This window comes from Cytophaga sp. (genome assembly GCF_051961495.1).
Classification (GTDB): Bacteria; Bacteroidota; Bacteroidia; order Cytophagales; family Cytophagaceae; genus Cytophaga.
In genome coordinates, this window is the sequence record NZ_JBQCDF010000032.1 from 1 (window position 1) to 12,181 (window position 12,181).

Below are 12,181 nucleotides of genomic sequence, written 5' to 3' on the forward strand. Positions count from 1 at the left end.
AATGTAAATTTTATTTTCGACTCAGAAATTGCAAACGTGTATTACCAGGATCTGCATATTACCAAACTGAAAGGCGAAATCACGATTAAAAACGGAATACTGACCCTGGATGAAACAGGTTTTAATTCGTTGAATGCTTTCTTCTCGGTTACTGGAAATTACAATACCACCGACATCAGGCATCCGCTCTTTGATGTAGACCTGGATGTGAAAGAACTGGATATCAATAAAGCTTATAATGAAATTGCCCTGGTGCGTAAGCTTGCGCCGGCTGCTGGTGATACCTATGGACGTGTATCCATCAATTATAAACTTACCGGAGAGCTGGATCAGAAAGGAATGATTAAACTGCCGTCGTTAAAAGGTGGCGGTAACGTAACCATTGCCGACGCAAAGATTAATGGAATGAAAATGTTTTATGAAATCAGCAAATCCGCTAAACAGGAAATGAAAAACCCGGATCTGAAAAACTTTTCCATGGATTCGTATATCACCGACAACAGATTATACATCAAACCATTTTCACTGAAAGTAAATGGATTGAATACCGATGTGGTGGGATCCAATGATATTACAGGCGGTAATCTGGATTATCTGATCAAGATCGAATTAATTCCGATTGATAAAATGAAAATTCCTTTCCATGTAACAGGAACTTATGATGATCCTAAAGTGGCAATGGGGAAAGGGAAGAAGGAAGGTTAATTAGGAATTATAAATTATGAGTTATGAATTTCACCATGGTCTGTGGCACACAGACTACGGTGAGGGGAGATATTTAGTTTTATTGTCTTTGTACTATATACTCTGTGCTAAGTACTTTTACACTGACAACTGTTTACTGACCACTGTATTCCGGCGTATGATATCTCGTCACGTCGATCCAGCCCATACCGGCCGCTTCTGCTGCCCGGAAACCGTTTGCAGCATCTTCAAATACTAAACATTCTTCAGGTTTTACCTGCATGCGTCTGGCGCATTCTAAAAATGTATCGGGGAAAGGCTTGTGTTTTTTTACGTCTTCGGCGCTGACAAGAATCGAAATATATTTGTCTGCATGAATTTGTCTGATGTTTGGAAGGGCAACTTCCAGTGTGCCGCCGGTGCCCATGGACATGGGAATTTGTCCATGGTATTTTTTTACAATATCCATCGTAAAGGATATCGGCTGTATGGAAGGAACTTCTTCCAGATAATATTTTTCTTTCAGCGCGGAAACTTTCTCAGCAGAAATGGATGTCTTATGCTGTTTTTCCAGAAGAGCTTTAAATACATCGGTTGTAGGAATGCCGGCCATGGCAATGAAATAATCCAGGGGAAATTCAAAGCCGAATTCACTGGCTACACGTACACAGGCCCTGTAGTGGGCAGGCATTGTATCTGCAAGAGTACCGTCAATATCAAAAATAAAACCTTTAATATGCGAAGGTACTTCAAATGCACTCATGTGTTGTATGTAATGGGGAATAGAATTATTTCAGGGTATTGATCACTTTGCGGATATAACGGAACATGATCCAGGCAGGATTGTTTTCATCTTCTTTTCCGGAAAGTGCTTCAAGCTGGGAGATTACTTTAGCACGTATAGCAGGTGTTCTGAGAAAACGTGCTGCATTCGCGGCTATGAATTCGGTACGTTCTTTTTCTGAATGAACCAGGTATTCGTTGTATACTTCGCGCTGTAAAGACTGCAATCGGTTGGAGTCTACATTAGGGAATAATTCATTCTTGATGCGTGCTGTATCTGATTCTGAAATGACACAGTCTGTATCTGCAATGGATAAACACAGGTAATACAAATAATGCTCGTATGCCCAATTTAACACAGTTACTTGAACCATAGTTGAACTTTCTTTCTTCCGTTTAACGAAAAAACCGGCGTAAGATTGTGATAATGAGTGCCAATTCCTTTCGCCATACAATTTACGAATCCTATCGGGAAATAAACAAAAAAACTTCCCGCTAAATAACGGGAAGTTTTTTAAAAGAACAGATTTTATTACATGAATTACATCATGCCACCCATTCCGCCGCCGCCCATCGGAGGCATTGCAGCAGATTTTTCTTCAGGCTCGTCTGCCACTACACATTCTGTAGTCAATAATAAAGATGCCACAGATGCAGCATTTTCCAGCGCTAAACGAGTTACTTTAGTAGGGTCAATGATACCAGCGGCAATCATTGCTTCGTATTTATCTTCACGCGCGTTGTATCCATAATCACCAGAACCTTCTTTTACTTTCTGAACAATTACAGAACCTTCAAGACCTGCATTGTACACGATAGAACGTAAAGGAGCTTCGATTGCTGTACGGATGATCTGGATACCTGTTTTCTCGTCTTCGTTGTTGAACTGAACTTTATCCAGTGCAGCACCTGCTCTGATCAAGGCAACACCACCACCAGGTACGATACCTTCTTCAACAGCGGCGCGGGTTGCATGTAAAGCATCATCCACACGGTCTTTTTTCTCTTTCATCTCAACTTCAGTAGCAGCACCAATGTACATGATGGCAACTCCACCAGATAACTTAGCCAGACGCTCCTGCAGTTTTTCGCGATCGTAATCAGATGTTGTATTTTCCATCTGAGATTTGATCTGGTTAACACGTGCAACGATGTTTTCTTTTGCACCTGAACCGTTTACAACCGTTGTGTTGTCTTTATCTATGTTGATTTTTTCAGCTGTACCTAAATATTCAAGCGTAGCGTTCTCTAATTTGTATCCGCTCTCTTCAGAAATAACTGTACCGCCTGTTAAGATCGCGATGTCTTCCAACATAGCTTTTCTTCTGTCACCAAAGCCTGGAGCTTTTACAGCAGCGATTTTCAGTGCACCGCGGATTTTATTTACCACAAGTGTAGCCAATGCTTCACCGTCAACATCTTCTGCAATGATTAATAATGGTCTTCCGGACTGAACAACTTGTTCAAGGATCGGAAGCAATTCCTTCATAGAAGAAACTTTTTTATCGTAGATCAGAATATACGGACGGTCTAATTCAACCTCCATTTTATCTGTATTTGTAACGAAGTAAGGTGATAGGTAACCACGATCGAACTGCATACCTTCTACCGTTTTTACTTCTGTTTCAGTACCTTTTGCTTCTTCAACTGTGATAACGCCGTCTTTGCCAACTTTATCCATTGCATGAGCAATCATTTTACCGATCTCATGATCGTTGTTCGCAGAGATCGTTGCAACCTGTGCAATCTCATTTGAGTTGGAGATTTTCTTAGACTGAACTTTAAGATCACCGATGATTGCAGAAACTGCTTTGTCGATACCTCTCTTAAGATCCATGGGGTTTGCACCTGCAGCTACGTTTTTCAAACCTGCATTGAAGATTGCCTGCGTAAGAACAGTTGCTGTAGTTGTGCCATCACCAGCCTGGTCAGCTGTTTTAGATGCAACTTCTTTTACTAATTGAGCACCCATGTTTTCGATAGCATCTTTCAATTCAATGTCTTTTGCTACTGAAACACCATCCTTGGTAATTGCAGGCGAACCGAATTTCTTATCTAAAATTACATTTCTGCCTTTTGGTCCAAGGGTTACTTTTACTGCATCCGCCAATGCATCAACACCTTTTTTTAATTTTTCGCGGGCATCTCTGTCAAATAAAATTTGCTTTGCCATTTTAGATTGTAGTTTAAGTTTTTTGTACGGTTTTAAATGTATAAAAGCTCTTTAAAAATTAAAGAACAGCGTAGATATCAGATTCTTTCATGATCAAGTAATCCTTGCCATCTACAGAAATTTCAGTACCGGAATATTTTCCGTAAAGTACTGAATCGCCAATCTTTACTGTCATCGGCTCATCTTTTTTGCCTGTTCCAACGGCAACTACGATTCCTTTTTGTGGTTTTTCTTTTGCCGTATCAGGAATAATGATACCTGATGCTGTTTTTGCTTCTGCAACAGCTGGTTCAACCAGCACTCTGTCTGCTAGTGGTTTGATGTTTACGTTACTCATAATCTATTATCTATTATTAAAAGATTTTAAAATAAGGAAATTAATTTCCAACTGCTCTCTGTCTACTATCGTGCCAAAGGGCTGCGAAGAAATTATGGCATAAAAATAGTCTTAAAAACTGACAAAAATGGGTAATATTATTATTAAATAGCCACATTTCATTACCTGTGACTAACAAAATGACAGTATTAGCGTTTTAACTAGAAAACCCAAACCAACTGCGTTATGAAACACCTGGATTCGGATTGGCTTACCAAAGGCTTGATTGACTTTGAATACAAGAAATACCTTCTTCTTGGATATTTAAGTTCTGTAAAGCATGATTTTAAGGAACGCAGGTTATATCCGCCCTTATCGGAACTTTATGGGCATTATCAGAATCTAATTGCGATCCGAAACAATAAGCAGTCCTTAAAGAATAATTTCCCAAAAGAAATAGCAGCTGCAGATCCGGATAAAGTTGATTTTTTATACCGGGAACTTGTTTCAGACAGCAAATTGATGAACGAAATCGAAGAGATTCTGGAATTTGCCATACCTGTGGTGGGGAATGGGCTGGAGGAAGGGCGAGGAATTTATGAGGATGTTGAAAAAAGCTTACAGATAGAGCCTATAGGTCTGGAGCCTTTGTATACAGATGCCGGCTATATACTGTTGAACCAACCACCGGATAAGGAAACGCATATTTATCAATACGATATTACGATCTTTCACCATGCTCAGGAAAAGTTCAGAGGTATTCATACAAAAAAGATTGATTCGTTTACACAGTCAATCAGTAATACAGTGAATTCAAAAAAGCTGGAACTGATCCGTAAGTATCCGGAACTACCAAATCCTGCAACGTATCTGATTCAAACGGAAATCGGGTATCCTGAAAAAGAAACAGTAATGCCTGTGGCACAACTGGCGCTCGTGCGCTATCTGAGTATTAAGGCAAATAATAGTTAGTTGGATAAGATCAAAAAAAACTCCCGTTCCGATCCCGATAGCTATCCGGATCGGAACGGGAGTTTTTTTATATGTATGAAACAGTTTTAGTTAGCTGTGTCTTGTTTAGCCGGTGCTTGCTCAGCATCTTCAGCTGGTGCGGCACCTTCTGTATTTTCAATTTCAGCATCCTCAGCATCAGAAGCATCTGCATCAGAAGTAGGTTTTGCAACATAGTTAAATGTTAAGCAGATTAATAAGATTGCAACTGCTAAGCCAATAGAAAGATTACTTAAAAAATCTCCTGTTCTTTTTGCGCCAATTACTTGAGTAGAGCTGCTGAAGCCATCTGCCACACCACCTTTAGAATTTTGAGCTAATACCACTACTACCAATAAAATAGCACAAATAATCAACAAAATAGATAACGTATAAATCATTGTATGTTAAAGTTTCTTTTTTAATTCTTGAATTTGAATTGCAAAGTAAGAACTTTTTTCGGGATTTTTCAATATCAGCTCTTCATATATTGCAATTGCCTTTTCTATTTTTCCCTGTTTCTCTAATAATTTTGCAAATGTTTCTGAAACGAAAGTTGGTTTTGATTGATTACTAGATGGTTCATTCGATTTTTCTTCTTCCGGATAAGATTCACTGTAAGAGAGGGGGGAAATCATCGGATCTTTTTCAATAAATCGGCTGATGATGGATTTTTCTCTCTTTTTATCAGGTTTTTGTTTTTTATTCCGTTGTTCTTTTAAATACTCTAAATAATTCAACAGCAGGCCGGATGAATCCGAACCTTGTTCTTCCAATCTACTTTCTTCCAGTTTCCAGTCGGCATTGGTAAATGGTAACTGGTAAGCGGGACTTGTATCAATCGTTTCTCCGGCGGGCTTTTCTTCTGCTGAATCAGACTGTTGCGTTTTTTTAGAAGTATAATCGTTGATGTCAAAGTAATCCTTCACGCGGTTGTCGAAGCTCAGGATCAGATCCAATACATCATTGCCCACCGGAGGTTTTTTCGGAACCTCCGTTTCAATTAAGCCTGAATGCGTTTTTTTAGTATCCTCAGATTCTGTCTTTGTTTCTTCCGCAGCTATATTTGGTGCAGTCGTATTGCTAATTGGCTGAGTTATCTGTACAATCGAATCATTCACCGGCACATCAGTAACTGCACCTGCAACAGGCTTGGCTTCTTCGATTGGTGTGATGATCTTTTCAATTCCTTTATTGAGATCTGTATTCAGTGTACCGGCGGCACGGGCTTTAGATGCGTGTAATGCTTTTAGGTTTTCTTCTAACTCCGTTAAGAAGTTCGTCGCCTGCTTATCTGCTTCAATTTTTATATTTTTTGCAGCAGATGTTTCAACAGCAGATGTTTTTGTTTCAGTTGTGGAAGCAGATGGTATTTGTGCTTCTACAGCTGCAGTTTCTGTTATAGTTTCCGCTATATCAACTGCTTTTTCTTCAACCGGGATCTGTTTTTTTTCTTCGAGAAGCAGAGATGTTATTTTTTCTTCAACAGTCGGAGTAGCTGTTGTTAAAGGCGAAGATTCAGGACTTAGTAAACGTTTTAGTTTTGTCCGGTCTGAAGTATATAAGGCTGCCTTTCGGGTGAGTTTGGCTGCGTGCATGCTACCAGCCTCAGACTGGATCTTGGCTAACAGGATATGCGCGTTCTGGCAATAGGGGAATTGGGCAATCAACTCCTCGATGTCCGGAATATCAGCCTTGGTTAGAGCTGATGGATTCTGTAGTAGCGCTATGTATCGTTGTTTATTCAAGTTACCAGTTGGATGTTGTTTCGCTGAAAATCATTAATACAAGCTGGTCCAGAATCGTATTCACTTTTTCGGCTTCAACCTGTGACAATGTTTGTGACTGATCATAGTCTGAATAAAAAGAAAAATCTTTTTTGAAATTCCGATTGTTCTTTTCATCCGTAAACGTAGCATTGACTGTAATGGTTAGCCTCATTTGACCCGCCGTCATATTGGCTTGCGGAGCAATGGGCTGCAGGAAGTATTTGGTGATCATGCCTTCCAGCTGCCAGTCACCGTTTTCTTTTACGATCGTTAACTTCGTATTATTCTGATAGAACGCTTTTAGTTTTTCTGTCAGTTGTAAACTCATGGTAGGCGGTCCGTTACCAGATTGGTTGAAAAAGGACTGGATCGAAATGGTACTGATATTAGGCTCGATACTGCCGCCGGTAAAATTGTAATTGGCTGAACAGCCTCCAAACAGGAGCAATGCTGCAATTGCAAGGATCAAGTTCCGTGGAATGGTGTAATATCTGTTAGCCATTATTTTCTGTTTCATCAATTTGATAAAGCTTTAATTTGCGGTATAAGGTCCTTTCGGAAATACCAAGATCCTGGGCAGCGTACTTACGTTTGTTGTGATTCTTTTTCAGCGCTTTTAAGATCATTTCTTTTTCTTTTTCATCCAGTGAAAGTGATTCAACAGCCGGTTCATCGGTGCTGTGATCAATGTCTTCCACCACTTCAATGTGCTCATCCGCATCGCGGTTGTTTTTGTGAATCACAAAGGAAGGTTTTGGTACAGGCAATTCTTCTACTGGTCCAATACTATGAAATAAATCGCTGTTTTGTTTAATGATCTGACTGCCATAAGATTCATTCTGCAGGGAATCATACACCAGTTTCTTCAGATCATTCATATCCTTTTTCATGTCGAAAAGGATTTTATATAAAATATCTCTTTCTGAAAAATCATCGCCTTTCTTGCCATTGCTTGTTAAGGCAGGCAGAGAGCTTTCGCTCGGCAGATATTTTTTCAGCTGCTCAGCAGTGATGTCACGTTCTGTTTCCAGTACCGACATTTGTTCGGCAATGTTCCTTAGTTGACGGATATTACCCGGGAAACGGAATTTCAGCAGCAGTTCTTTGGCTTCATCATTTAAACGGATCGGCTGGATTTTATATTTTTCAGAAAAATCTGAAGCAAATTTCCGGAAGATTAATTCGACATCCCCGCCACGTTCCCGCAATGGCGGTACATAGATGGGCACGGTATTTAAACGGTAATACAGATCTTCTCTGAATTTACCTTTTTGTACCGCTTCATACAAATTCACATTGGTAGCGGTTACAACCCGTACATCTGTTTTCTGTACTTTGGAAGAACCTACGCGAATGAATTCACCGTTCTCAAGTACACGCAGCAAACGCGCCTGTGTACCTAAAGGCATATCACCAATTTCATCCAGAAAAATAGTACCTCCGTTGGTTACTTCAAAATAACCCTTTCTGGAATCCTGTGCACCTGTAAAGGAGCCCTTTTCATGACCGAACAATTCGGAGTCAATGGTTCCTTCCGGAATACCTCCGCAGTTGATGGCAATAAACTGGCCATGTTTGCGGGAACTTAAGTGATGTATAATTTTAGAGAATGATTCTTTTCCGCTTCCGCTTTCGCCTGTGATCAACACAGTCATATCGGTTGGCGCCACTTGTATCGCCACCTGTATGGCATGATTCAATGCAGGAGCATTGCCTATAATGCCAAACCGTTGTTTTACGCTTTGTATTTCCTGGTTGAGAGTCATTGAAAAGTAGTAAGTTTTACGTTTTAAGTTTTAAGAAAAGTGTAAAGTTTAGAGTGTAAAGTGTAAGATCGCATTATACACTTTACACTTTAAACTCTATACTCTACACTTCTTCCACAATTTCTCCGAACAGCGTACCGCCGGAACAGCCCGTGATCAGTACGTTTACATACTGTCCTTTGGTATAATGTTTCTTCGGGAAGATCGCCATCATGTTACGGCTGTTTCGCCCTTTCAGATCGTTATCAGATTTTTTTGAAACCCCTTCGATCAATATTTTTTGTATTGTACCAATTTGTGCCTGATTGTGTTCCAGCGATAACTGGCGCTGTAAGGTAATGATTTCAGACAAACGTCGTTGTTTCACATCTTCCGGTACATCGTCAGCAAGTTTCTTGGCGGCAGGCGTTCCCGGACGTTCGCTATAAACAAACTGGTATCCGAAATCAAATCTTGCAAATGCAATGAGCGATAATGTATCCTGGTGTTCTTCTTCTGTTTCCGAACAGAAGCCGGCAATGGTATCAGAAGAGATACCGCAGTCGTCGCCCAGAATTTCACGGATCCTGGTGATGCGTTCCATATACCATTCGCGTGTATAGGTGCGGTTCATCAGTTCAAGAATACGGGTATTACCGCTTTGCGCCGGCAGGTGAATCGAGTTACAGATGTTGTCATACTTTTTCATGGTATACAATACTTCATCTGTAATATCTTTCGGGTGCGAAGTAGAGAAACGTACGCGCAGGTCCGGATCCACCAGGGCTACGCGTTCCAGCAGTTGAGCAAAGTTTATCTGTTCGCTTGTGTCAGCTTCAGCCCATTTATAGGAATCCACATTTTGCCCGAGCAGCGTAACTTCTTTATAACCGTTTGCAACCAGTTCTTTTACTTCATTCAGAATAGAATGTACATCTCTGCTGCGCTCGCGGCCGCGTGTGTAAGGCACGACACAGAACGAGCACATATTATCGCAGCCACGCATGATGGATACAAAGGCCGATACACCGTCACCGCTTAAACGCAGCGGGTTAATATCAGCATAAGTTTCTTCACGGGAAAGAAATACGTTTACCGCTTTATGTCCGCTGTCTACTTCTTTGATCAGGTTTGGAAGATCCCGGTACGCATCCGGGCCTACTACCATGTCTACGATCTTTTCTTCTTCCAGCAATTGCGCTTTCAAACGTTCGGCCATGCAACCCAGCATTCCCACAATCATGGACGGTTTGTTTCGCTTCAGCCCTTTAAAATGCACCAGGCGGTGACGTACTTTCTGTTCGGCATTATCGCGGATGGAACAGGTGTTCAGTAAAATCACATCTGCATGATCGGGTGTGGATGTCGTATCAAATCCGTCTTCGGTAAGAATGGACATGACGATCTCGCTATCAGAGAAATTCATCTGACAGCCATAACTTTCAATATATAATTTACGCTGCTTGCCGGTATTACGCTCTTCCGTTATCCGGGGAAGATCGCAGGCTGCTTTTTCTTCTGCCGTGGGCGCAGAAGGGAGTATATCTAAGTCTTGAACAATTTGTTTCATGAATATTAAAACAGGAGGGATTTTGTTCCCATAGCTTTATAGACGCAAATATACTAAAAATATGCTATATATGACAGAATGGCAGAAAGAAAAATACGCTTAGCTTAAACAGAATGACTAAGACAAAATAAAAAGCGGTACCAGAGGAGTCTGGTATCGCTTTGAAACTTCCGGTGCTTTTTTAATTTAAAGTCAAAGGCACAAAATGATAGATTGTAGGATTCGATGCAGAACCGGATGTCATGATTAAGTTATTATCGCCATCAAAACTAATAGATGTAGCGCTGCCGGAACAATCAGGCGTGGTGTCAGTCATTACGGTGCATACATTTGTTTGTGTAGCATCAGACCATTTCCATTGTCCATTACTTAATTGAACCGTTGTGCCAGGTCCGTTATATGTCTCTGTCCAATATGTGCCGTTTTCGGTAAACACCACGTACGCGTACATGGGAGCGGTGATGGTGTATGTGGTATTGTTGCTGGTATAGGTATCAACTTTCCAGGATTTGGCAATTTTTGTCGTGTTGTTAACAGACGTCCCGGAAGAGCTGCCAACAGAAGTCGTTATAGCTGTGGTGCTGATATCAATAGGTGTAGCAACAGTGGGTAACGTTAATCTGAAAATTAATTTTGTATCTGTAATTTCTTCGATGTTTAGTGTACCGTATTGACTTGTGGCAGAGCTGCCGTTGAATAGCGTAACAAGGCTATCAACGGTATTCAGCGTATATGTTCCTGATATCATGGATTTATCCGCTTTAATGATATAATAATTTCCGGAAGAGTTGAATTCAAAAGATACATAATCACTGGCTGTAGGATCTGCAGTTGTTCTGCTGTTAGAAGTAGTAGTGGTCCATCTTTTGTTTAGCGTTTTTGCCATGTCAACTTTTTGGGGACTGGATGGGGTTGGATCTTCTGATTTTTTGCAGGAAACACTTAACGCAAAGCAAAGACATATGAGAAGAAGTGAATAAAATAATTGTTTCATTGGGAAAATTTGGTTTAAAAATTTGATTGTTACTAAGTGACTAATTTACTAAAACGGTTGAAATTTAGGTATTAAGCTTTGGTGAATTTAATACAGAATGCTTTCTTCCATAGAAGAAATAAATAACCAATCCAATGACCAGCCATACCACAAAGCGCAGCCAGTTTTCATGATGCATGGTTGAGAGCAGAATAATATTCAGGCAAACGCCAATACCCGGGATCAGCGATTTGTTGGTAATACTTCCGTAAATAATGGCTATGGCAAGTACGAACAGACAAGAATAGACAGGCAGGTGCTGTATGTCGAACGTAAGTTCGGTATGAATGGAATGTATATACAACACACTAATAGGTATCATAATCAGGGGTAATAAATAACGGCCGGGAATAAATGGTATCCGGAAGGAATCTGCAGGGCTGTCTGTTTTTTTGATCCAGATGCCGCCACACACAATAAGGAAGGCGAACAGGGTACCAATACTTGTAAGGTCAACGACTTGTTTCAGATCCAGAAATAATAAAGGCAGAATGATGCTGAGACCTGTTAATACAGTGGCTACGGAAGGGGTTTTATATACAGGATGAATGCGGGATAACGTTTTAGGCAGCAAACCATCGCGACTCATGTTCATCCAGATGCGGGGCTGCCCGATCTGGAAGACCAGCAAGACACCTGTCATGGAAACGATGGCACTAAAAGACAGTAAGCCCGCGAATTTGTATAGACCTGTTTGTTCAAGTGCATAGGCGAGGGAATCGCCTACATTGAGCATGCTGTAATGTACCATACCGGTAAGTACAAGTGCGATGGCGATATAAATGATTGTTGAAATTAACAAAGATGCGAAGATGGCGCGAGGCAGGTCTCTCGTGGGATTTACGCATTCTTCCGTAGTTGTTGAGATGGCATCAAACCCGATGTAGGCAAAGAAAACGGCAGCAGTGCCTTTGAAAATGCCAGACCAGCCATTGGGAATAAAAGGAGTCCAATTGTCTGTATTGATCGTAGTAGTGCCTACCACAATGAACAGCAGCAGTACCATGATCTTGAAAATAACCAGCACATTGTTGGTCTGCTTGGATTCCTGGATGCCAATATAAACGAGTATAGTAATCACAACGGTGATAAAGATTGCAGGCAGGTCGAATATGAAC

General features: G+C 40.8%; 12 protein-coding genes and 1 pseudogene. 2 read left to right on the forward strand and 11 right to left on the reverse strand.

What is annotated here, in order from left to right; translation table 11 throughout:
* Positions 1-705, forward strand: a pseudogene (locus ACTHJT_RS01655) (AsmA-like C-terminal region-containing protein); the annotation flags it as partial.
* 133 nt (positions 706-838) lie between these two features.
* Here the strand turns inward: ACTHJT_RS01655 and ACTHJT_RS01660 are convergent.
* The 4 genes from ACTHJT_RS01660 to ACTHJT_RS01675 form a co-directional block, all read right to left on the reverse strand.
* Positions 839-1,447: an HAD family hydrolase gene (locus tag ACTHJT_RS01660; protein ID WP_440235896.1), complete on the reverse strand. Its 609-nt coding sequence runs from the start codon at positions 1,445-1,447 to the stop codon at positions 839-841.
* A 25-nt stretch (positions 1,448-1,472) separates the two neighbouring features.
* Entirely contained in the window at positions 1,473-1,841 is a 369-nt protein-coding gene (locus tag ACTHJT_RS01665) for a hypothetical protein (RefSeq protein WP_440235897.1), read from the reverse strand.
* A gap of 167 nt (positions 1,842-2,008) precedes the next feature.
* Entirely contained in the window at positions 2,009-3,640 is a 1,632-nt protein-coding gene (groL, locus tag ACTHJT_RS01670; protein ID WP_440235898.1) for a chaperonin GroEL, read from the reverse strand.
* 58 nt (positions 3,641-3,698) lie between these two features.
* On the reverse strand, positions 3,699-3,977 hold the full coding sequence (locus ACTHJT_RS01675) for a co-chaperone GroES (RefSeq protein ID WP_440235899.1): 279 nt from the start codon (positions 3,975-3,977) through the stop codon (positions 3,699-3,701).
* Between the two features lie 225 nt (positions 3,978-4,202).
* Between ACTHJT_RS01675 and ACTHJT_RS01680 the strand changes: the two genes are divergently transcribed.
* Positions 4,203-4,928, forward strand: coding sequence for a hypothetical protein (locus ACTHJT_RS01680; RefSeq protein ID WP_440235900.1), 726 nt, complete (start codon positions 4,203-4,205; stop codon positions 4,926-4,928).
* A gap of 86 nt (positions 4,929-5,014) precedes the next feature.
* On the opposite strand, the gene secG is transcribed toward ACTHJT_RS01680, so the two are convergent.
* From secG to ACTHJT_RS01715, 7 genes are all read right to left on the reverse strand, one after another.
* A complete protein-coding gene (gene secG, locus ACTHJT_RS01685; protein WP_440235901.1) occupies positions 5,015-5,347 on the reverse strand; it encodes a preprotein translocase subunit SecG in 333 nt (110 codons plus the stop codon).
* A gap of 6 nt (positions 5,348-5,353) precedes the next feature.
* Positions 5,354-6,694, reverse strand: coding sequence for a hypothetical protein (locus tag ACTHJT_RS01690; RefSeq protein WP_440235902.1), 1,341 nt, complete (start codon positions 6,692-6,694; stop codon positions 5,354-5,356).
* A 1-nt stretch (position 6,695) separates the two neighbouring features.
* A complete protein-coding gene (locus tag ACTHJT_RS01695; RefSeq protein WP_440235903.1) occupies positions 6,696-7,232 on the reverse strand; it encodes an LptE family protein in 537 nt (178 codons plus the stop codon).
* Positions 7,210-8,481, reverse strand: a complete 1,272-nt coding sequence (locus ACTHJT_RS01700) for a sigma-54 interaction domain-containing protein (protein ID WP_440235904.1) — start codon at positions 8,479-8,481, stop codon at positions 7,210-7,212. The genes ACTHJT_RS01695 and ACTHJT_RS01700 overlap by 23 nt, the downstream gene beginning before the upstream one ends.
* Positions 8,482-8,584: 103 nt before the next feature.
* A complete protein-coding gene (gene miaB / locus ACTHJT_RS01705) occupies positions 8,585-10,030 on the reverse strand; it encodes a tRNA (N6-isopentenyl adenosine(37)-C2)-methylthiotransferase MiaB (RefSeq protein ID WP_440235905.1) in 1,446 nt (481 codons plus the stop codon).
* Between the two features lie 181 nt (positions 10,031-10,211).
* A complete protein-coding gene (locus ACTHJT_RS01710) occupies positions 10,212-10,916 on the reverse strand; it encodes a hypothetical protein (RefSeq protein WP_440235906.1) in 705 nt (234 codons plus the stop codon).
* Between the two features lie 172 nt (positions 10,917-11,088).
* Positions 11,089-12,181 (reverse strand): amino acid permease (locus ACTHJT_RS01715; protein ID WP_440235908.1); only part of this gene is annotated, 1,093 nt, incomplete at its 5' end.